Genomic DNA, 21369 nt, shown 5'->3' on the forward strand with positions numbered 1-21369 from the left:
ATTCAACATAATAATTATTAAAGCAACAGGAAGGAATTATGGAAATGACAGTTGATACTCCTAAGGTGCGCAGCAGTATTGTGCCCATGGCTATAGTGGCCATGCTGTTTTTTGTGCTGGGTTTTGCCACCTGGCTGAATGGCTCTTTGATGCCGTATTTAAAGCAGATGCTGCAACTAACCCCTTTACAGGCATCACTGGTGGTGTTTTCATTTTATATAGCCGTGACTTTTACGGCTTTGCCATCGGCCTGGCTGATCCGAAGGGTCGGCTACAAAAATGGTATGGCTTTGGGCATGGTGGTGATGATGCTGGCAGGGCTTTTATATATTCCTGCCGCACAAACTCAGACCTTTGGTTTATTCCTGCTGGCTCAGTTGGTGATTGGTGCGGGTCAAACCTTATTGCAAACCGCTGTGAACCCTTACGTGGTGAAAATAGGCCCGGAAGAGACGGCGGCAGTGCGTATCAGCATTATGGGTATCCTGAATAAAACCGCTGGTGTTGTTGCACCCTTAGTTTTTACCGCTTTGATTGTCAGCGGTTTTACTGCACCAGTGGGAACAGTGCTGAATGCTGAACAAATTGACGCTATGGCGGCCAGTCTGGTGTTGCCTTATCTTGGGCTGGCGGTATTTTTAGCTTTACTTGCTTTGGCTGTGAAGTATTCACCTTTGCCTGAGTTGGAAAAAGAGTCTGATACCGGCACTGGTATCGACCAGCTAAAAGCTGTACTGGCAAAGCCCGCGCTGGTGTTGGGTGTATTGTCTTTATTTGTTTATGTGGCTGTCGAAGTGATAGCTGGCGATACCATAGGTTTATTCGCTTTATCGCTTGGGGTTGAACGCTACACTGTGATGACCTCTTATACCATGGCCTGTATGGTGCTGGGTTATATCTTAGGCATCGTCTTGATCCCTCGGGTGTTGTCACAACAAAAGGCCTTGGCTGTTTCTGCGGTGTTAGGCCTGGCGCTGACACTGGCTATAGTGTTAGGCGATAGCAGCTCTTATCTGATTGCCAACACTTTATTAGTGCCATTTGGTGGCACCGCCTTACCCGATACTTTGTTATTTATCGCTATTCTTGGTTTAGCCAATGCCATCGTCTGGCCTGCGGTTTGGCCTCTGGCCTTATCCGGCCTGGGAGCTTTAACCAGTATAGGTTCAGCTTTGTTAATTATGGGCATTGCAGGTGGCGCTTTTGGCCCGCTGTTCTGGGGACTTGCCAGCAGCACAGGCCTTGGGCAGCAGGGGGCTTATCTGGTGATGTTGCCTTGTTATGCCTTTATCCTGTTTTATGCCATCAAAGGCCATAAGTTAACGAGTTGGAACAACTCCTGATGTCAGCCCCACGTTTTTATGCGCTGGATGCTTTACGGGGTTTAGCCATAGCTTTAATGATCCTGGTGAATACGCCAGGGTCATGGCAGCATGTCTATAGTCCGCTGTTGCATGCGCCCTGGGACGGTTTTACCTTCGCTGACATTGTGTTCCCTACCTTTTTATTTGTGGTGGGCGCAGCGATGTTTTATTCGCTGAAAACCACAGTGTTTTCTAAGCAAAGTTTCTGGCGCGTCAGCAGCCGGGCTTTAAAGCTGATTGGCATTGGTGTGCTGCTGAATTATGTGCCTTTTAGTGTTGAGCTGACGGAGCTGCGTTTACCCGGCGTGTTGCAGCGTATAGGTTTGGCTTACTGGTGTGCTGCGTTATTGGTGTTAAGTGTCAAACGCAGTTCTTTGCCTTTTATTGCTTTTGCTTTGGTGTTGTTGTATTGGCTGGCTTTAGTCGTGGGTGGAGGGGAGCAACCTTATAGTCTGGAGCACAATCTGGTACGGCAATGGGATCTGGCCATTTTTGGTGCTGCACATCTGTATCAGGGGTTTGGTGTGGCTTTTGATCCTGAAGGCCTGTTAAGCACTTTGCCTTGTATTGTGGCTGTGTTGATAGGTTTTGCGACAGCTTCATTTTTGCAGGGCAAGCAACACAATGAAGCGTTACGGTTATTGTTGTTATCCGGGCTCGCTTTTGTGATTTTAGCTATGTTTTGGCAACTACTTTGGCCGGTCAATAAAGCCTTATGGTCTGGCAGTTATCTGGCGTTGAGCAGTGGTTTAATTTTGTTGCTATTGGCTATTCTGGTCTGGGGTATTGATATCAAAGGCTGGACTGCTCTGGCAGAACCTTTAAAAGTGTATGGGACTAATCCGCTATTTATTTATATCTTGTCCTGGCTTTGGGCCGTGCTGATTGGCCAGCTGATCTTGATTCCCGCTGAGGCAGGTTCAGTATCGCTGTATCAGTGGGGCTTTGAGCAGTTAGCTATGATTTTCCCTGCAAAACTGGCATCTTTTGTGTTTGCTGTGCTGCACGTGATAGGGTTTTGGTATCTGTCGTTGCTGCTGTATAAACGCAATATAGTGATAAAGCTGTAAATGATGGGGTCGTATGACCCCATTTTACTCTGAGCCGAATTCGTTAGAATCTGTATTCCCAGGTGGTGGCTGCAGCTACTTCGTCCGCGCCTTCAGGCAGTAATGGCGATTGATCCAGATAACGCAGCTGCAGGCTCAATAAGCCATTAAAAAATGGCCGTCTGTGTTCAGCTTTCGCCTGCCAGCTTTGTTCACTGTTGCCAGCCGTATCATAATAATTCGCCAGATACAGATGGCCTGACCAACTAATACCGTCATAAGTCTGGTAATGATAACCGGCACTTAATACCCTGGCATCTTTGCCATAACCACTGCCAATCACCCGACCGTATCTGCTGTAACCTTGAGGATATAACTCGCCCTGATATGCGCAATCACCTTTAATGACTGAATCGGGACAATCAATATAGGTGTCTGAGTACTCCATATTGACGGTATGAATGCCTGAGCTGTTGCCCCAATAACTGCGTATCCCTGCCAGTAATAAAGGATTGTCTGGCAAGTCTTCGGCGTTATCGTCATCAGCCAGCTCGACGTAAGCAGTCAGAGGCTGGTTCAACAGATTAAAGTGATAACTTGCGTCTATAGCAGCCCTTTGATCGGAGTTAGCACTGGCTTCATCTTTATTGACCACCATGTCCCACCAGTCGCCAAAGCCATTATTTTTTCCCTGGCCGCCCCACTGACTAACTCTGGATACACCCAGCTCCAAACTTGCCGTAGGCCTGAAGTTAAAACGTCCACCCCAGTAGCGGGTTTGGCTGACTGGACTTTGATGCTCACCTAAACCAAGAAAGGTGGTAAAACTCCATGGTCCTAACCAGTTCAGCACTGGCAAATCTATCGCATCCCAGCCATGACGACTTAAACGCACAGAAGGCAGAGGTCTGGCATTATTGCTTTGTAGCAACGCACTTTGTTGACCAGGACCCCACCATGTACTGACCTGGTCTACAGACAGCACCCAGTTTCCCAGTAAAGCGGCTAAATAGCTGTTGTCGTAAGTGAGTTCCTGTTCCGTGCTGCCGTCATGTAATTTGCGATAATGTACCTCTGAGCGACCTGCAAAGATGTCATTCTGAAATTCGCTGAATACTGTGACACTGGCTTTTTCTGAATAAGCTTCACCAAAACTCTGAATACCCATTTCTTCCGAGTTGGCTTTGAGTTTAATGCCGGCCGTTTTGTCGCTTTCATTAACATTTAATGCTTTGCGCACATGGGCCAGCGCAAATTTAACTTCTTCGCTATAACGACGATTAGGGACTTTAGCCAGGTCTTTGGCAATGTTCTTCCACATCAGTGGATAGGTATTGACAGGACCACTGATTAAACCTGCATGAGACAAGGTTTGTAGCGACTGACGCAGGTAGTTGTCCTGCGTATCCATCCAGGGCGTGGCCTGAGCGGATAGAGTAAATAAGGCCAGACTAAGGGCACTGAACTGAAGTTTTTTCATGACGACTAAAATCCGTGTTTTTAACTAAACCGCAGTGAATTTCTGTTTTAACGCAAGTTCCACATGAGAAGCGACAAAACGGCTGATATCACCGCCATGGCGGGCAACTTCTTTCACTAAAGTGGAAGAGATAAAGGTATTTTTTTCTGAAGGGGTCATAAACAAACTGTCTAGATCCGGATTTAACTGACGGTTCATGCTGGCCAGTTGGAACTCATATTCAAAATCAGCCACGGCCCGCACACCACGCAATAACACCTGAGCCTGGTTCTGTTTGGCAAAATCAGCCAGCAAGCCTGAAAATCCAACTACGGTCACATTCGGAAGATCGGTAAAACACTGTTCTGCCAGTTGCACCCGCTCAGCCAGACTAAATAAAGGTTGTTTGCTGGGATTGGATGCGACCGCTACTATCACCTGATCAAATAAACGTGCAGCCCGTTGTACTAAGTCGCTGTGACCATTGGTTAATGGATCAAAAGTACCGGGATAAATTGCTTTAGTTTTCATTGTTTTGTGGTCATCCCTGCTTTTTTATACCCAAAATAACTGGCGTTACAGCGAGGCGACAAATGCGCGAGCCCCCGTGAGCATAGTGATCCTATGTGACTGGGCCAGAGCACGCAGTCAACAAAGCTGCAGCTTCAACTAAGAAGGGTATACCAGACTAGAGTTTTTAATCGAATTGGCGTTACTATAGCAAATTAATAAAAAATAAATAAAAAAAGAAATACGCGGATGGACAAGAAGCTACGAACCAAAGATAAGATACTGCAAGCCAGTATCGAGTTATTTAATCAGCAGGGTGAACGTTGTATCACCACCAATCATATAGCAGCGCATTTGGGCATTAGTCCGGGCAATCTGTATTACCACTTTCGCAATAAAGAAGACATAGTGCGGAATATTTTCCGTGAATATGCCAAGTTGCTGGAAAACAGGTTACAGCCGCCGAGTCAGCCTTCTGAAGCGTTGGACTCGTTAGCCCAATATCTGGATGTGGTATTTGAGCTGATGTGGCGTTTCCACTTTTTTTACGCCAATTTGCCAGACATTTTGTCACGTGATCCGGCCCTGCAGCAGGATTACTTAACAGTACAAAAAGCTGTATTGGCAAAAGTAATTTCAGTGTTAACTGCGTTAAAGAAAGCCGATGTCATAGCAATAGATGACGCTGACATGGCAAATTTTGCCCATACCATCAAACTGGTCGTGACTTTCTGGATCAGTTACTTAAAAACCCAAAAGCCACAAAGCACTATGAATAAAGAGCAGGCCTACCTCGGGGTGTTAAAGGTCTTACTATTATTCAAACCTTACGCCACTGCCCAGGCTATGCCGCGCATAGAAAAACTGCAGCAGCATTATCAGTCCTTGTCAGGTGAACAAACCCTTGAATCGTCCTAGTGGCAACTATTTGCTACGCAACTAATCCGATCTGCAGCCTTTTCTGACAGAAAAGCGCTGCATCGCCTTGGTATAGTGATTACAATACGGCGGTTTTTACCAAGTCCCTCAGCCTCTTTTGGAGACAGTTATGCGAACGACTCCTTTCCTTGCACACTTACAACAACAAATAGAAGACGTAAAAGTGCAGGGCCTGTACAAAGCTGAACGAGTGATAAGCTCCCAGCAACAAGCCGCCGTGACTGTAGGTCATGAGCAAGTACTGAATTTCTGCGCCAATAACTACTTAGGTTTAGCCAATAACCTGGACCTTATTAAAGCCGCGCAACAAGGCCTGGATTCTCACGGTTTTGGTGTGGCCTCTGTACGTTTTATCTGTGGTACTCAGGATATTCACAAAGAACTGGAACAAAAAATCAGCGGCTTTTTAGGCACTGAAGACACCATTTTGTACTCCTCCTGTTTTGATGCCAATGGTGGTTTATTCGAAACCATTTTAGGTGCTGAAGATGCGGTGATCTCCGATGCGTTAAACCATGCCTCTATTATCGATGGCGTGCGTTTATGCAAAGCCAAACGCTACCGTTATGCCAATAACGATATGGCCGAATTAGAAGCCCAGTTAAAACAAGCAGACGCCGATGGCGCCCGTTTTAAACTGATAGCGACAGACGGCGTATTTTCGATGGATGGCGTGATTGCCGATTTAAAATCCATTTGTGATTTAGCCGACAAATACAATGCACTGGTGATGGTAGATGACAGCCACGCTGTAGGATTTGTTGGTAAAAATGGCCGCGGCACCCACGAATACTGTGACGTACTGGACCGTGTCGATATTATCACCGGTACTTTAGGCAAAGCTTTAGGTGGCGCTTCCGGTGGTTACACCTCTGGTAAAAAAGAAGTGATTGAGTGGTTACGTCAGCGTTCACGCCCTTATTTGTTCTCCAACTCTTTAGCGCCTTCTATAGTTACCGCTTCTATCAAAGTGCTGGATTTACTGGCCAATGGTGATGCACTGCGCGCTAAATTATGGGACAACGTCAGTTATTTTCGCGAGAAGATGTCAGCTGCAGGTTTTACCCTGGCAGGCAAAGATCACGCAATTATTCCTGTGATGTTAGGCGATGCCAAAGTGGCCGCTGAAATGGCGCGTCGTATGCTCGCTGAAGGCATTTATGTGGTGGGTTTCTCTTTCCCTGTAGTGCCAAAAGATCAGGCGCGTATCCGCACTCAAATTTCGGCTGCACATAGTAAAGAACATTTGGATAAAGCCATCAGCGCCTTTATCCGTATTGGTAAAGAAATGGGCGTAATTGCCTGAGGACGCCATGATGAAAGCATTAGCAAAATTAAAAGCAGAACCGGGCATTTGGCAAACCGAAGTGGAGATGCCAAAAGTAGGCCCGAATGATGTGCTGATTAAAATCAAAAAAACCGCTATTTGTGGCACAGACGTGCATATCTACAAATGGGATGAATGGGCACAAAAAACTATTCCTCATGGCATGGTGGTAGGTCACGAATATGTCGGTGAAGTAGTGGACATGGGCTCCGAAGTCCGGGGTTTTGCCAAAGGCGATCGCGTCTCAGGTGAAGGCCATTTAGTTTGTGGTTTCTGCCGTAACTGCCGCGCCGGTCGTGTACATTTATGCCGCAACACCATAGGCGTAGGTGTCAACCGTGAAGGCTCTTTTGCTGAATACCTGTCTATTCCGGCTTTTAACGTCTTTAAAATTCCGGACAATATTCCGGATAATATCGCTGCTATCTTCGACCCGTTCGGTAACGCAGTGCACACTGCTTTGTCTTTTGACTTAGTAGGCGAAGACGTACTGATCACTGGCGCTGGCCCTATCGGCATTATGGCTGTGGCTGTTGCCCGCCATGTTGGTGCCCGCCATATCGTCATTACAGACGTCAATCCATACCGCTTAGAGTTGGCGCGTAAAATGGGTGCAACCCGTGCTGTAGACGTCAGCAAAGAAGATTTAAAAGACGTGATGAAAGAGCTGGGCATGACCGAAGGTTTTGACGTAGGTCTGGAAATGTCCGGTGTGCCTTCAGCCTTTCGTGGCATGTTAGACACCATCAATCACGGCGGTAAAATTGCCATGCTGGGCATTCCACCTTCAGATATGGCTGTGGACTGGAACAAGGTGATTTTCAAAGGCCTGGTGATCAAAGGTATTTATGGCCGTGAAATGTTTGAAACCTGGTACAAAATGGCCAGCTTAATTCAGTCCGGCTTAGATTTAAGCCCAATTGTTACCCACGAAATGCCAATGGAAAACTACAAGGAAGGTTTTGAGATCATGTGCTCAGGCCAATCCGGCAAAGTGATCCTGAACTGGTAATTTTATAAGGGCAGAGCTTTGGCTCTGCCCCTCTATCTCTCCTCTGTTTCCCGCTTGGCAGTCTAAATGCGATCTGTTATCATTTGATAATCATTCTTATCTGAACTCGCTACGACTCCAATGATCGCCCTGACTTTTGCTCTGCTGTTTTTGACACTCTTCTTATTTGGCCGTGGTTATTGGCAGCATATTGCTTTGCCAAAATTACAGAACCAGCGTTTGAAACTTCAACTGGTGAGGGTCAAACGTCAGGGTCAGTATCTGAAGTTATGGCTGCAGCATCCGGATGGCTTGTTATTGCCTAAGGCCAAAGCGGGTCAGCATATTTTGCTTTATGGCAAAGACTTACAGGGCAAACCTGTCAGCCGGGCTTATTCATTGGCACAGGATTGCAGTCAGCAGCGTTACTACCAATTGGTGATTAAAGCAGAAACCGATGGCCGCTTAAGCCAGGCATTATTCCAGCAGTTAAAAGTGGGGGATCTGGTCGAAAGCTCTTATCCACGTGGGCATTTTTTATTAAACCGCTCGCGCCAGCCTCTGGTATTGGTGGCAGGTGGTGTTGGTATTACCCCTATGCTGGCGATGGCGTATGCTGCTATCCGGCAAAAACGTCAGGTGTTTCTGGTGTATCAGGCCCGCCGCCTGGAAGATATCGTATTTTATCCGTTACTGCGCCGTTTGCCCCGTTTACAACTTCGTATTGCTTTGACTCAACCACCAGCGGACTGGCAAGGCTTTAAAGGCCGCATTGATGCAGGGTATTTATACAAGCTCGCTGGCCCGCAGGCTCAGTATTACTTTTGTGCTTCTGCCAAAATGGTGGAGCAGCTGATTTATGATTTGGGCATTTTAGGTGCACAGCATTGTTATGCCGAGTTTTTTAGTGCTTCGGCAAGCGAGCAAAGTTTCCCTATTGAGATCAATGGTGTATTTGCCGACAGTCAGGGCCATAAATCAGTGCTGGACGCTATTCTTGCTGCCAGAGTACCGTTGAATTACGACTGCAAAGGTGGCTCTTGTGGCCTTTGTAAAGTGCGGGTTGTCAAAGGTGAATACCAGCAAGTGCTGGAACCCAGTATCAGTTGTGGTGGAGATGAGGTATTAGCTTGTTGTATTCAGCCGACTTCGGCTTTGGTGTTGAGTGTGGATAGTGTAAGCGAAATCGCTGATGAAGTAGTTACATTACTTATTAACACGAACTAGAAATGTAATGGTGTTTAGGTGATGAAACTTTAGAATACATCGGTGCTTTGTCTTGTCAGAGCTAAATCTTGGAAGAGACCATTTCACTTGATGGTGGAATGGTCATTAGTAATGAGCCACAATTAATCGCGCGTCTTGTAAATCCTTACATAACGTCACATAAACACACGTTATACTGAACACACATATTAATTAAAGATGCATGGCAACTACTGGCATAGATAGCGGCGGAAAATGAACCTAAGGCTAAAATTCCGACTAGGATGATTTTCTTTATATGATATTTTAACATGTTAACCTCATATATTTATTAATTACTCTAATTTACCTTGATTTTTTAATCAAAGTGATTTGATGTTAACATGGTTTATGCATTTGTACCAATTATGCGATAGCTATCTTTGTGGGGCTGTGACCACTTTTTTCATATAGTACTTTTTAAACTACCATTATTCAGAATATTTTATTACAAGGTACAGTGTAGTTAACATTCGATAATATTAGGTAAGCACTACCAAAGCCCCACGCAAAGTCGCCACTAAATCCGCTGCTTTTTGCTGTACACGCAGTTGCTGGAACAAGACTTCAGCTTCGGCATATTGCAACTTCAGGTAGCTAAACCATTGTTTGATGCGGTTGGAGTAATACAGGCCTTTATCGCCTGCAATCTCGTAATCTGAGTATTGCAACAGCAGCTCCAGCACCTGGGGCCATGGCATTTTTTGATGAGTGCCATTGGCAAAGTGCTGCTTGATATCGCGGGCTAAGCCAGGGCTGGCTAAAGCGCCACGGCCTAACATTAAATCTGTACTGCCGGATTGCTCTAAACATAAAGCCGCATCTTCAGGTGTCCAGATTTCACCATTGGCCACCACATTTAAAGGTATGGTCTGGCGAATTTTCTCTATCCAGGGCCAATAAGCAGGGGGTCGATAGCCGTCGCTTTTAGTGCGGGCATGCACTGTCAGCTCGCTTGCGCCAGCTTCATAAATAGCGCGGGCATTGTCGAGTGTCAGGCTGGTATCGTCAAAACCTAAACGGATTTTTGCTGTGACTGGAAACTGCGAAGGCACTGCATCACGCACTGCTTTAATAATCTGATACAGGGTTTCGGTTTCTTTTAAAAGCACAGCGCCGCCACGGCTTTTATTGACCGCCTTAGCCGGGCAGCCAAAATTTAAATCAACGCCTGGAGAGCCAAGCTGCACAGCGCGCACGGCATTTTCGGCCAGCCATTGTGGTTCTTGACCCAATAACTGGACCCGCACAGGCACACCGGCTGGAGTCACTCCACCTTGTTTTAATTCAGGACAAATACGGGTAAAGACCCGGTTTGGCAACAGTTGGTCCACCACCCGGACAAATTCAGTGATGCATAAATCAAAACCACCAATACGGGTGAGCATATCCCGCATTAAGTGGTCCACCACACCCTCCATTGGGGCTAATACAATACGCATCTTGGATAGAACTCTGGTTAACTAAAATAAAAGCATAAACAAAAAGGGAGCCGAAGCTCCCAAACTTAAGCGTGGTAGCGGTTGGGCACACCTTGCTGCTGCAGATAGTCGCCTAAGTCGTGCAGGGCCAGTTCGTCCAGCTCCAGAATATCCAGAATAGTGGCTTTATGCTGCTCCCATTCCTGATCTTCGTCTAAATCCAGCAGCACTTTGTTTTCGTCCGTCATGTGCTCCGCCAGTTTCAGCAGGGCAAACAGCCGTTTTTCGTAGATATCATTGGATGCCAGGATCAGCGCGTGGCTGTGGTGATAGGCAATCACATTGGTCAGCTCAGGTGCTAAACCCCAGGACTGCGCAATCATGTAGCCCAGTAGCTCATGGGTGGTCTGGAAATTCTGGTCTTCAGCATCAGACATACTGTAACCAGCCAGGTGAGCTTGTTTCAGCACTTTGGCGTAGTCTTTAAACTGGCTGCTGATCAGCAGCATACCGGCATTATGGAATAAACCCAGGCTGTAGGCGTCGTCAGCGCAATCTGTGCCATAACGCAATTGCTGAGCTAACAGGGTTGCGGCATTGGCGACATTGCCGGCACTTTGCCACAGGTTTTCAGTAAAACGGTCGGTGCGGCCTTCACTTAAAGTAAAACGCAGCACCACAGAGCTGACTAATTTAATCACCCGGTTTAAACCTAAAAACTTACAGGCATGTTCGACCGAGCTGATTTTTCGGCGCAAACCAAAATAGACGGAGTTCACTACCTTGAGAGTGAAACCAGCAATACCCAGATCCTGATTGATCAGCTCAGCAATGCGCTTGATGTTCGGATCATCACTTTCAATTTCTGCTTTGATACTTAATAAAACAGTCGGCTGAGGGGGAATAGTAAAGCCACTTAATGCTTTTTCTACCTCGGCCATATTAATTGCTTTTGCCATGCTGCTATTCCGGCGAACTGAGTGATGAAATAAAGTGCCTATAGTAAAAGGCCTGCGCTGAAAAAGCAAAACGGGATCCGACGATCCCGTGCATACAACCGAGGTTTCAGGCCTGTTTCAGTTGTTTTTCCAGTTTTTTCAGCTCAGTTTGCAGTTTGTCATCATCCTGCTGCTGGTTTTTGATCTGTTGCAACAAGTCTCTGGCTTTATCCTGTTGCTGTTGTAACGAATAAATCTGAGCCAGGCGTAATTGTGCCCAGCTGAATCTGGTGTTGTCACTGTCCTGATAAAAGGCTAAATAGTTCAGCAGCGCTTGCTGACCTGTTTTGGCGTTTTGTTCAGCTGTCGCAGCCAGGCGGCCCAGTTGATAGTAATAGCTTTGCTGCTCTGACAAATCTGTCGCAGCAACTGCGGCTTTTTGGTAGTGCAGAAAAGCCTTTGAAGCTTGATTATTTAAACTGAGCAAGTTGGCATAAGTGCCCAGCAGAGCAGGGTGCTTTGGATGCTGTTGCAGCTGCTGTTCGGCAAGGGCAATAGCCTCTGCTAGTTTGTCATCGTCCATCAACACATCAATAGCCGCTAAGGTGCCTTCTGGCTGATGTTTTTCCGCCATAGCTTTGGCCAGTCTTGTTGCTTCTTCGGTGTCGCCACCTGCAATAGCAGGAGCTTGCAGATAAAACCCAATCAAGCTGTGTTGAGTTTCCAAATCGCCAGGGTTTGCTGCCATGGCCTGTTTCAATAAAGCCAAACCGGCCCTGGCATAAGATCCCGCAGAGAAAATACTACTCTGTTGTGCCAGATTAAACTGATTTAATGCTGCAAGGCGCAGCAGTTCTGCATCTTGCGGATACTGTTGCAACGCCTTCTCTGCCAGTAGCTCGGCTTGCTCAACCTGACCCAACCCCAGCATACTTTTTAACTGCAGCACCAAGATGTCTCGGGCAGGCAGTTGAGTGTCCTGCTCAAGTTGCTGCTGTAGCTGACGGAATTTATCTTGCTCGAGCAATAAATCATAGGTGCTTAAGTCGCTGGCGACTAAGGAGAAACTGCTGACAGCAGCGAAAAGATACAAAGTTTTCATAAGGGTTCCTGTGCTCTGGGTTAACCCTTATTGAACAGGAGTTGTGCTACGACTCACAATAGGCCGAAGGTCACTTTTTCCGGCGGCAACGCTCTGAGCAATATTTCACTTCAGGCCAGTTTTTTTGCCATTTTTTTCGCCAGCTGAAGGCTAAGCCACAGCAGGCACAGATTTTTTGTGGAAGATGAAGTTTATGATGGGTCATACAGGCTCCGTTTGGTCAGGATACGGAGCCTTGAGGGAAAAAGATCGCTTAAGAATCTAAATAAGGACGGCCTGACATCATTTGTTTGGCCAGTTGCGATTCTGCTTCGGCGTCATTCAGTTCTAACGTCGCAAATTGCACATCAAACTGAATTAAATCATCGTCAGGTAACAATTGCGCTATCAGTTTGTCCGGCACCTGACCGACCTGACGATAAGCGTTAATCGCCACCTGAGCTGCTTGCTCCATTAGCTGGAAAAATTGGCCTAATGGAAACTGCTGGAATATTTCCGCGTCCAGTTGCGCCCAACCTAATAAATCTCCGCTGATACTGCCATCGGCGTGGTCAGTAAATAACATGGACACAGCGGGAAAAGGTGGATTTTCACCAGATTGATAGCTGTCCAGATCCTGCTCGTCAAACACCAGTATAAAACCAAATCCCGGGCAGCCCTCAGCATCCATATCATCAAAGGCAGGATCGTAAATTAAATACAAGGGACTATCTGACATGAGTACTCTGTTTCCAAACCAACAAGGCGCGCTATTTTACCTAAGCTTGGGCTATAGCTAAAGCTGTAATTGTTAACTTGGTGTTTTAATGCGTTATTTAGCCGGTTTGGCTGGTTGTTTCTTCGCCAGTTATCCGCTGTTCAGCGGATCCTGAGTAGTCTGCGGTACTCAAGCTGGCTTGGCTGGGCTACAATCGCGATATTGATGTGGATCTGAAGTTGTAAAGGGAGTGCCCTATGAGTGAGTTCAGTCGTATTTCAGTCGCTACAGCGCTGGAGCAAATAGAGCAGCATAAAGCTGTGGTAGTGGATATTCGTGACGAGCAAAGTTATGCCTCCGGTCATATTGCCGGTTCATTCCATTTAACTAACGGCAGTCTGAATCAGTTTATGCAACAAACTGAGTTTGAAACTCCGGTGGTGGTGGTCTGTTATCACGGAAATTCCAGTCAGGGCGCCGCTCAGTATCTGGCACAACAAGGTTTTGAAACCGTCTTTAGTATGGATGGTGGTTTTGAAGCCTGGCGTTCACAATTGCCTTTTGTCACTGAATCTCATGATTAAAATTGGTGAGTTTGCTTCTTCTGCTGCGGCTTTGAGTCTGGCAGATTATTGCAAAAATCAACAACTGGATGTCAGTGTGGTGGTGCATTCCGCAGCGCAGGCTGAGCTTTGGTGTGCACCAGAGCATGCAGAGCAGGTGATGGCTGAGTTAGAGCGTTTTTTAATGGATCCTTACGCAGCTCGTTATCAGGCTGCAGCCTGGGATAGAGCTCAAGTCGTAGCCTCTGGTGCCGGCTCAGCAGGTTTATCCGGTTATTGGCAACAGTTATGGGCTCAAGGCGGCTGGTTTACTCATCTGATTTGGTTATCCGCTTTGTTGGTGTATGGCTGGCAACAACTGGATCCCTGGTCGGCGTTGGCAGCACTGCAGCTTCAGCCACAACTGGGGTTAAGTCTGGAGCAAGGTTGGCGCTGGTTCACGCCGGGGTGGTTGCATTTTTCAGCGTCCCATTTGGTCTTTAACCTGATTTGGGTGTGGTATTTACTTGGACCGCTGGAGCTGAAATTAGGCCGTATTACCGCTATCAGTCTGACTCTTATTGTATTGTTGGCCTCCAATCTGCTGCAGTTTGTTGTGGTCGATGCTAACTTTGGCGGTATGTCTGGCCTGGTGTACGGACTCTTTGGTTTTTATTGGATATGCGGTTTAGTCAGACCGAATTGGGGTCTGCACATCAGCCATGCTTTAGTTGGCTTTATGCTGATTTGGCTTTTGATTGGCTTTTTTGATCTGTTATGGATTTCGATGGCAAATTGGGCGCATCTTGCTGGTTTGTTATCTGGAATGCTCTGTGCTGTAGTGTTAGTTACTGCAAGTAAAGTTCTCACCGTACAGCGCTGACAGTACGGTGAGTCTGGGCTGTTAGTGGTACAGGTACTTAGTAAATAATACGTCTTTTAAAATATCCTGGCCTGTCTCTTTTTTCAGCGTATCACGCAGTTGATTCAGAATTTTTAATCGAATTTCTTCACGACCTGTTAATGATTTAATAGTGTCAGCATTTTCCCGACCAAAAATGGCGACAATTTTATCCAGGATCAATGGCTCATGGTGGGTCACCACGTCCAGATACTTTTTATCCATAATCATTAATTCCAGAGTCACCCGCACATAACCTAATTCTTCCGTCGTAGGCGTGACATAGTTGGTCACTATATCCGGGTCAAAACCATAATAAGCATAATTCGCCTTCATCGGCGTGTTGGCCGCATCCTGAGCCCAAAGATTTTGACTCAACAATAAAAAAACAAAACAAGTCAGCGCTTTTTTCATCCGGTTTACTCTTTCATTTTTATCAAACATTCAAAAAGGATCTTACCCGAAGGCCAGGCGTTAAGCTATCAAAGCAGGCATTTCTTTTGCCAATCGTAAGCGTTGTGCCACCATTTTTCCGGTTAAGGCAAAACCCAGCAACACACCGGCATTGTTTTGATATTTTGCAACCCAATCCTGTCCTTGTCCTTCAAAAGTCCATTCCCCTTGTTGTTGTGATGGAGCTGGCCAACTGACCACAGCTAAAGCTGGTGATTTCACTATCACAGGCATAACAGGAAATTGCACCGCAGTCTGTTGTCCGGTCAAAGTCAAAGCCAAAGCTTTGGCCGACAAACCGATAGGCTGAATATACATCAGGTTATAACCACAAACCTCAGCACAATCGCCCAAAGCATAGATATCAGCCACCGAAGTTGCCAGATTTTGATTAACCTTGATGCCTTTTCCACAGTCGATCCTTGCTGCTGCGGCCAGTTCCAGTTTTGGCTTTAAACCCACTGCGCTGAGGATCAGCTCTGTTTCCAGATGACGGCCATCGGCCAAAACTAACTGGAGCTGCTGTTCAACCCGTTTCGCTTCAGCTATGGCGCTGCCCCAATAAAACTGGACGCCTGCCGCTTTTAATTGTTGTTGTAACACCTGGCCTAATTCAGGCGGCAGCAGTTGTGCTAAAGGTTGCTGTTCCAGTGCTATCACGTCAACCTGAAAACCTGCGAGGGCTAAATCATTAGCGTATTCAATGCCAACCAAGCCTGCTCCTAACACGGTAATTTTTCTCTTCCCCTGACTTAGCTCTAAAAACTTTTGGTAATCTGTTAAGTCATTCACAGACCAGACCAGGCCTTCAGTCGCAGCAGGCAGTGGCAGTTTGACTGGGCTGGCTCCTGTTGCCAGTACCAATTGTTGATAATGCAACAGGCCTTTATCCGTATGTAGCTGATGCTGTGTCGCATCAATACGCTGTGCATGGCAAAACGGCCAAATGCTGATGTTCAGCTCGGCAGCCATCTGTTCTGCCGTTTTTTGGATAAGCTCAGCTGCGCTTTTTTGTTTACTAAAGCCATTTGATAACAAAGGTTTAGAGTAATAATCTGCGCTATCGCTGCTGATAAGCAAAATAGTACGGTTCGGATCTAACTTACGCAGTTCTTTAGCCAGGCTGTAACCGGCGTAACCGGCTCCGATAATTAAGGTATGGTAATGGATCATCACTGAAGGCAATCTGACGAAAATATGCCGCTATGGTAATCAATTTTCCGCATAAAGGCATTAGATCACCTGAGGTGGGAGAAGAGCATCAGATCAGCTCGCGTACCAATATGATGGCAAAATTGTTATGATGCGCAGCAACTTGGATGCAGTTTGATTTTATGCACAGCACAGACAGTCTTTTTCAACTCCATGCTTTATGGCAAAGCGCCCAGCAGTCGCTGCTTCCTGATAGGCTTAAACCCTGGTTATTAAGTCAGGGTTCGCTGACGGCTCTGCTGAAAAAACGCTGTCAGGAGTTCAGGCTGGAACTGGTAACCGAACATTGGCAAAAGTTGCCAGAACCTTTGCAACAGCAATGGCAACAAAGTGAGGGATTAAAACGGGATGTGATCCTCTGGTGTGATGCCAAAGCCTGTATCTATGCACAAAGCTGGTTACCAGAATCAACTCTGGAGCAGATGGAACCTTTAGCCCGTTTAGGCGCGCAACCTTTAGGCGAGTATATTTTCCAGCATGACAGTTTAGAGCGCGGACCTATTGATGTGGCTTTGCTGCAGGCTGGTCTGGTGTTGCCTGTGTTGGGGGAGCAAAAACAGCTATGGGCCAGACGCTCAATCTTTTCGGTACAACAGCAGCCATTGCTAGTGCAGGAAATCTTTTTACCCGGAGTGCTTGAACTATGAGATGGCAGTTAGAGTGGCGGCAGTGGCCTTATTACCGGCAGTTAATGCGCTTGGACAGGCCTATAGGTATTTATTTGCTGCTCTGGCCCACCTGGTGGGCTTTATGGCTGGTGTCGTCTGGTTTGCCAGATTTGACTCTGCTTGTCGTATTCAGTGCAGGTGTGGTGCTGATGCGTTCGGCAGGTTGTGTGATCAACGACTATGCTGACCGTCATTTTGATGGTCATGTGGAGAGAACCAAAGCGCGACCTCTGGCTCTGGGTTTGGTCAGTAGTAGTGAAGCTTTGCAGCTTTTTGTGCTGTTGTTGGTCTGTAGCGCCTGTCTATTATTGTTTTTAAATCCGGCCACGCAGTTGTTGTCCTTAGTGGCTGTGCTACTTGCTACTCTTTATCCCTTTATGAAACGCTTTACTTACCTGCCACAATTTGTATTAGGGGCCGCTTACAGTTGGGGAATTCCTATGGCGGCTATGGCGGTCACCGGCTCAATTCCGTTATGGATTTGGGCTTTGTATTTAGCGAATTTAGCCTGGACTGTGGCTTATGATACGTTTTATGCCATGGTCGACAGGGATGATGATCTGAAGATAGGCGTTAAATCCACTGCGTTATTATTTGGCCGGTATTGCCATCCTGTGATTGCTGCTCTGCAGTTGTTGTTCTTAGGTTTGATGGCTTGGGTAGGGCAACAAAATGGCCTGGGTTTATTTTTTTATACCGCATTGCTACTTGTGCTGCTGAGTTTTGTCCATCAGCACTGGCAAGCAAAAACTCAGGGCAGGGCGGGGTGTTTTCAGGCGTTTTTAAACAATCATTACAGCGGTTTGTTGTTATTTGCTGGTATAGGTTTATCTTTATTATAAAGCGCTGTTTTTCGGTATCGCCATGGCAATAGGAATGCGCCGGTCAATGTGAAAAATAACGCCGTAGCTGAAAACAGGATCAATAGTGGGTGATTAAAATCTTCCCTGTCCTGATAATCCATAATATGTAACATCCAGACAAAATCGAAGAGACGCCAATTATTGGTGCGCACTGACAGCACCTTGCCAGTGTACTCTTCCAGATAAAAGCTGCTGCCTTCTTCATCTGCAAACTGTACTTGCCATAAAGGCGCAGTTAAGTGCCTGACTTCAAAAGGTACCTGTTGCAGACGCTGTATATGTTGGATTTCAGTGCTGCCCTGATACTGTCGCTGCGCCAATGTTTTTATCTGGGCTTGGGTTAGAGGCGGCAAGGCCTCTGCGGTCAGGGCGGAGTAATACAGTTGCTCCTCACCGGTGCTGAATTGATACACAGGGGTTGAGCCTTGTTGGCTGAGTTTAAGCTGATGTTGCGGGTGCTGTTGGGCCAAAGCGGCGGGAGAAATGGCCTGAGTCCAATCGGGCAGGGGCAGGGCTTGGCGCAGATGTTCACCGCGCACTTCACTAATAGGCAACAGACTCATCACCAGACCACTGCCAAACCAGCAAAGTAGTTGCAGTAACAAAAGCCAACCAAGGTATTTGTGCAGCTTACGCCAGAATGACAGACGAACCAGTGATACTGGTATTAATGATAAAGGCGAAGATTTAGACACAGGTGTGATTCCCGATTTTTCTTACTATCTTGCCTTGAAGCAGATTACAGCGCGAGTGTTTTGTGTTTGCTACTGTTGCGGGTCAACCAGGCCCTGAATGCTGCTGTTATGCCTGAACCAGCCGGCTATGCTGTAACGGATTTGTGTTGCAGGTAAAACTTCATGCGGAAAACGGCAACTTTCAAAAATTACTAAAGTGCCAGCTTTGGGTTGAACTTTAGTTAAAAACTGCTCCTGTTCATCATAGAGCACCAATTCTCCACCTTGCTCGACAGTATTCAGATAACAAACGCTGGAGAGCACCCGGTTCGAACGACCGACAAAAGCATCCAGATGTTTTTGATAAAAATCACCCTGTTGATAACGGGCGTAGTGCGCTTCGAAATCGATCAGCCCTAAAAAACAGCGTTGATTCATATCCTGCTGCAGCTGGGCCATCAATTGTAAATACTGCTGCTGCACTGGGTTATCCTGGCTCAGCCAGGCGGTGTGATCGCGCCTTACTTGTTGATTAAGCTGATATTGACCCTGGCGTCCGACTCCGGCTGCGGTTAGCTGTTGGTGTTGTACATCCTGATACAGGCTCCAGCATAAATCTGCCGGTATTGCCTGCTCCAGCACCACATAACCCTGCTGATAAAAGGGTTGTGCTATCTGTTCCAGCCAGTTTGTCAAGGTGGGCCATTGGTAGTGCATCACAACTGTTCCGCTTTGTTGCAGGTTGAAATTGCGGCTTTGTACGCCAGAAGCTGAACCACTGTCAAGACAACACAGCGGGAGTGTGCTGTATTGTCTTGAGTAAAGAGAGATTAATACTGATAGTAGCTGGCTTTTTTCAGCAGGGCAGGTGCGTCAATCTTGCCAGTAACACATTGGTTAATATCGGACTTTTTCACTACCCAGTAGTGATCCCTGGCATTATCACGGCCTGACAAACTAAGTTGAAAAGAGACAAATTCCTGCTCTTTTAAGTCTCTTAAACTGGCGCCATAATCACACAAGGTCGTACTGAATACCTGACCCACTTTAGTCACCAATTCAATCTGACGCTGCTTCGCCAGTTTTTCCTGCTCTGCCTTTTGTTTGTTGTATAAGGCTTCTTCAGCAGACAGTGTCTTTTGTAAATCCGCTAACTTTGTTTTTAATTGCTCGGACTTCTGGTTAATTTCTTTTAGTTTCTTTTGCTGATCAGCATCGAGTTTGCTGACTTTCGAAGAGAATTCGATATCCCGTTTTTCCCGTTCATAATCGCGCAAGTCCCGCTCTATATCCCGGCGCTCTTCCCGCAAGTCCCGCAGCTTTTCATTCTGATCTTGTATTTGCTCTGCCCAGGCTTCAGCCGACTCCACCATGGCATCCATAGCTTCTTCATCAAAATTAAAGCTAAAGCTGTTGCCGTTTTCCGAAATGCTAATGGAGTTTGCAATATTGGCTGAAACAGCCACCGCAGCCCCAGGCGCTGCCGGCGCTACAGGAGGCATTGGAGGCATAACAAAATGTCGTAACCAGCCGCTGTTACTGTCTACCCGGAAGGCTACGCCTTGTCCGTACAAATAGCTGTGCTGGACCCTGCCTATGCTGGAATGCTCCTGGCCGCCTAATGAGCTTTGCAGTATATCCTGCATAATTTTCAGGTTCTGGCCGAGTTTTGCATTCACTTCTGTGGCGGCAAAACTATGGCTTGCGATGACAAGGCCTGCTAACAAAGAGACTTTACTGAATGTCTTCATGATACTGTTACTCCACTAGGTTATCTGTTCTGAGTATTCGGTGACGCGCCAAGTTCTAGTCTGGCCTGGCTTGGCTGATAATTTTCCTGCCAGTAGTGCCAGTCTGATTGACGTTGCTGATTGAGGTATTCCACCAGTTCCAGCATGTCGGTACGCCTTTCTTTGGTTTGTTGTTCGGTTAAGTAATCCTTCAGCAAAATCAGCTGTGACGCCTGTTGCTGCTGCGTATTCTGCAACTGGGTCTGAAGATAATCCTGTTGCTCCTTACGATAGCTGGCGAGCAGCGTTTCCAGTTGCTGCTGTTGCATTTGTTGTCCGCCACGCCAGCTTAAGGTCAGACCGCTGTCCTGCATTTGCAGCTCCAGCGGAGACAAGCTGACCACGAGTGCCAGTACCGAAAATGCCACGCTTAATTTGGGCCACCAGTTGCTGCTTTTGGCTGGTCGCTGCCATTGCTGTGCAAAGATGGACATGGTGTCGATCTCTGGCACCGGGGCAAAAAAAGGTGCTTTCACCTGACGCTGTACTATCTGTGCTGTATGAAAACGCTCAAGCCATTCACTCTGCGGATCCAGTTGCTGTTCGCATTCGCTGGCCGTTATTTTCCCGGCCAGCCAGGCTTCAAAAATTTGCTGACTGTTCGACATTTGCTAACTCCAACTGCGTACGCAGTTTATCTAAGGCCGCGTAAAATCTGGATTTGATGGTATTACTCGACAGCGCCAGCTGATCGGCAATTTCGTCAAAAGTAAACTGTTGATAAAACCTCAGCTCTACAACCAGACGTTGTTCTGGTGGCAAGGATCGTAACTGTTGCTGTACCAGCCGCTGCGTATGCTGACCATAGAGTTGTTGCTCAAAACTCGGTGCTTCATCATCGTAAAAATCGTGCTCTTCGGTAAACTCTGTGGTTGTTTTACGCTTGCGGAGCATATCCATAGCTCTGTAGTTGGCGATGCCAAACAACCAGCTTTTAAACGAGCTGTCGCCTCTGTACTGCGCCAGATTTCGGCACAGGACAATCAAAACATCCTGCAATAAATCACGGGCGTCGTCTGGTGAGCCCAATAAACGCAGGCCAAAATAATACAGGGGCGCCTGATATCTCGACACCAATTGTTGCCAGGCTTTGGCATCGCCGCCTATGGCTTTTTCTATTAAGCTCTCGTCGCTGCGTTTAAACACTTTTAGTCTGTTGTGAAGTTGTATTGATGATAAGTCGTATAGGCATTGAAAATAGTTTGCCTGATTTGACAAAAAAGC

At 46.8% G+C, this 21369-nt stretch carries 24 protein-coding genes; 10 read left to right on the forward strand and 14 right to left on the reverse strand.

The annotated features are described in order from the left end of the window. Positions 1 to 38 precede the first annotated feature (38 nt). Complete coding sequence (gene nagP, locus IEW88_RS01275; RefSeq protein ID WP_221411349.1) at positions 39 to 1343, forward strand: N-acetylglucosamine MFS transporter NagP; 1305 nt, start codon at positions 39 to 41, stop codon at positions 1341 to 1343. Beyond that, positions 1343 to 2434 (forward strand): acyltransferase family protein, encoded by a 1092-nt coding sequence (locus tag IEW88_RS01280; protein ID WP_147903037.1) that lies wholly within the window; start codon positions 1343 to 1345, stop codon positions 2432 to 2434. The genes nagP and IEW88_RS01280 overlap by 1 nt, the downstream gene beginning before the upstream one ends. A 43-nt stretch (positions 2435 to 2477) precedes the next feature. On the opposite strand, the gene IEW88_RS01285 is transcribed toward IEW88_RS01280, so the two are convergent. Both IEW88_RS01285 and coaD read right to left on the reverse strand, forming a co-directional pair. Further along, positions 2478 to 3893, reverse strand: a complete 1416-nt coding sequence (locus tag IEW88_RS01285) for a capsule assembly Wzi family protein (RefSeq protein WP_147903036.1) — start codon at positions 3891 to 3893, stop codon at positions 2478 to 2480. Positions 3894 to 3917: 24 nt separating this feature from the next. Continuing rightward, positions 3918 to 4403 carry a pantetheine-phosphate adenylyltransferase gene (coaD, locus tag IEW88_RS01290; protein ID WP_053423823.1) on the reverse strand — a complete coding sequence of 162 codons (486 nt, stop codon included), beginning with the start codon at positions 4401 to 4403 and terminating at the stop codon, positions 3918 to 3920. Positions 4404 to 4631: 228 nt separating this feature from the next. Here coaD and IEW88_RS01295 point away from each other — a divergent pair, with 228 nt between their 5' ends. The 4 genes from IEW88_RS01295 to IEW88_RS01310 all read left to right on the forward strand — a co-directional run bounded on the left by IEW88_RS01295 (position 4632) and on the right by IEW88_RS01310 (position 8866). After that, entirely contained in the window at positions 4632 to 5300 is a 669-nt protein-coding gene (locus IEW88_RS01295) for a TetR/AcrR family transcriptional regulator (protein ID WP_147903035.1), read from the forward strand. Positions 5301 to 5430: 130 nt separating this feature from the next. Beyond that, the gene (locus IEW88_RS01300) at positions 5431 to 6627 is read left to right on the forward strand and encodes a glycine C-acetyltransferase (protein ID WP_147903034.1); all 1197 of its coding nucleotides are present in this window, start codon (positions 5431 to 5433) and stop codon (positions 6625 to 6627) included. 7 nt (positions 6628 to 6634) lie between these two features. Further along, a complete protein-coding gene (tdh, locus tag IEW88_RS01305) occupies positions 6635 to 7660 on the forward strand; it encodes an L-threonine 3-dehydrogenase (protein ID WP_229670223.1) in 1026 nt (341 codons plus the stop codon). A 120-nt stretch (positions 7661 to 7780) separates the two neighbouring features. Then, positions 7781 to 8866, forward strand: a complete 1086-nt coding sequence (locus tag IEW88_RS01310; protein WP_147903033.1) for a 2Fe-2S iron-sulfur cluster-binding protein — start codon at positions 7781 to 7783, stop codon at positions 8864 to 8866. Positions 8867 to 9366: 500 nt separating this feature from the next. Here the strand turns inward: IEW88_RS01310 and IEW88_RS01315 are convergent, their stop codons facing one another. From IEW88_RS01315 to IEW88_RS01335, 5 genes are all read right to left on the reverse strand, one after another. Further along, positions 9367 to 10326 (reverse strand): tRNA-dihydrouridine synthase, encoded by a 960-nt coding sequence (locus IEW88_RS01315; protein ID WP_147903032.1) that lies wholly within the window; start codon positions 10324 to 10326, stop codon positions 9367 to 9369. A gap of 65 nt (positions 10327 to 10391) precedes the next feature. Further along, positions 10392 to 11264 carry an HDOD domain-containing protein gene (locus tag IEW88_RS01320; RefSeq protein WP_053423831.1) on the reverse strand — a complete coding sequence of 291 codons (873 nt, stop codon included), beginning with the start codon at positions 11262 to 11264 and terminating at the stop codon, positions 10392 to 10394. Positions 11265 to 11370: 106 nt separating this feature from the next. Beyond that, positions 11371 to 12345, reverse strand: a complete 975-nt coding sequence (locus IEW88_RS01325) for a tetratricopeptide repeat protein (protein ID WP_147903031.1) — start codon at positions 12343 to 12345, stop codon at positions 11371 to 11373. Between the two features lie 70 nt (positions 12346 to 12415). Next, positions 12416 to 12550 (reverse strand): DUF2256 domain-containing protein, encoded by a 135-nt coding sequence (locus IEW88_RS18760; RefSeq protein ID WP_082335703.1) that lies wholly within the window; start codon positions 12548 to 12550, stop codon positions 12416 to 12418. Between the two features lie 48 nt (positions 12551 to 12598). Then, the gene (locus IEW88_RS01335) at positions 12599 to 13063 is read right to left on the reverse strand and encodes a hypothetical protein (RefSeq protein WP_053423833.1); all 465 of its coding nucleotides are present in this window, start codon (positions 13061 to 13063) and stop codon (positions 12599 to 12601) included. Positions 13064 to 13299: 236 nt separating this feature from the next. Here IEW88_RS01335 and glpE point away from each other — a divergent pair, with 236 nt between their 5' ends. Next, positions 13300 to 13626, forward strand: a complete 327-nt coding sequence (gene glpE / locus IEW88_RS01340; protein WP_053423834.1) for a thiosulfate sulfurtransferase GlpE — start codon at positions 13300 to 13302, stop codon at positions 13624 to 13626. Beyond that, entirely contained in the window at positions 13619 to 14467 is an 849-nt protein-coding gene (locus IEW88_RS01345; protein WP_147903030.1) for a rhomboid family intramembrane serine protease, read from the forward strand. Before glpE ends, IEW88_RS01345 begins: the two co-directional genes overlap by 8 nt. 21 nt (positions 14468 to 14488) lie before the next feature. Here IEW88_RS01345 and IEW88_RS01350 read toward each other — a convergent pair whose 3' ends face one another. Together IEW88_RS01350 and IEW88_RS01355 are read right to left on the reverse strand one after the other, a co-directional pair. Then, positions 14489 to 14899, reverse strand: a complete 411-nt coding sequence (locus IEW88_RS01350; RefSeq protein ID WP_147903029.1) for a flagellar basal body-associated FliL family protein — start codon at positions 14897 to 14899, stop codon at positions 14489 to 14491. 60 nt (positions 14900 to 14959) lie between these two features. After that, positions 14960 to 16111: an NAD(P)/FAD-dependent oxidoreductase gene (locus tag IEW88_RS01355; RefSeq protein WP_185148520.1), complete on the reverse strand. Its 1152-nt coding sequence runs from the start codon at positions 16109 to 16111 to the stop codon at positions 14960 to 14962. A 146-nt stretch (positions 16112 to 16257) separates the two neighbouring features. Here IEW88_RS01355 and IEW88_RS01360 point away from each other — a divergent pair, with 146 nt between their 5' ends. Next, complete coding sequence (locus IEW88_RS01360; protein ID WP_147903027.1) at positions 16258 to 16797, forward strand: chorismate--pyruvate lyase family protein; 540 nt, start codon at positions 16258 to 16260, stop codon at positions 16795 to 16797. Beyond that, positions 16794 to 17660: a 4-hydroxybenzoate octaprenyltransferase gene (gene ubiA / locus IEW88_RS01365; protein WP_147903026.1), complete on the forward strand. Its 867-nt coding sequence runs from the start codon at positions 16794 to 16796 to the stop codon at positions 17658 to 17660. Before IEW88_RS01360 ends, ubiA begins: the two co-directional genes overlap by 4 nt. On the opposite strand, the gene IEW88_RS01370 is transcribed toward ubiA, so the two are convergent. From IEW88_RS01370 to IEW88_RS01390, 5 genes are all read right to left on the reverse strand, one after another. Beyond that, on the reverse strand, positions 17612 to 18376 hold the full coding sequence (locus IEW88_RS01370; protein WP_229670225.1) for a PepSY-associated transmembrane domain-containing protein: 765 nt from the start codon (positions 18374 to 18376) through the stop codon (positions 17612 to 17614). The two genes, ubiA and IEW88_RS01370, sit on opposite strands and share 49 nt — an antisense overlap. A gap of 69 nt (positions 18377 to 18445) precedes the next feature. Then, positions 18446 to 19072, reverse strand: coding sequence for a 2OG-Fe(II) oxygenase (locus tag IEW88_RS01375; RefSeq protein ID WP_147903025.1), 627 nt, complete (start codon positions 19070 to 19072; stop codon positions 18446 to 18448). A 113-nt stretch (positions 19073 to 19185) separates the two neighbouring features. Further along, the gene (locus IEW88_RS01380) at positions 19186 to 20106 is read right to left on the reverse strand and encodes a coiled-coil domain-containing protein (RefSeq protein ID WP_147903024.1); all 921 of its coding nucleotides are present in this window, start codon (positions 20104 to 20106) and stop codon (positions 19186 to 19188) included. Positions 20107 to 20126: 20 nt separating this feature from the next. Then, the gene (locus tag IEW88_RS01385) at positions 20127 to 20753 is read right to left on the reverse strand and encodes a hypothetical protein (protein ID WP_147903023.1); all 627 of its coding nucleotides are present in this window, start codon (positions 20751 to 20753) and stop codon (positions 20127 to 20129) included. Beyond that, positions 20728 to 21291, reverse strand: coding sequence for an RNA polymerase sigma factor (locus IEW88_RS01390; RefSeq protein WP_053423844.1), 564 nt, complete (start codon positions 21289 to 21291; stop codon positions 20728 to 20730). The genes IEW88_RS01385 and IEW88_RS01390 overlap by 26 nt, the downstream gene beginning before the upstream one ends. Positions 21292 to 21369 lie beyond the last annotated feature (78 nt).

The organism is Rheinheimera tangshanensis (assembly GCF_014645135.1).
Taxonomy (GTDB): domain Bacteria; phylum Pseudomonadota; class Gammaproteobacteria; order Enterobacterales; family Alteromonadaceae; genus Pararheinheimera; species Pararheinheimera tangshanensis.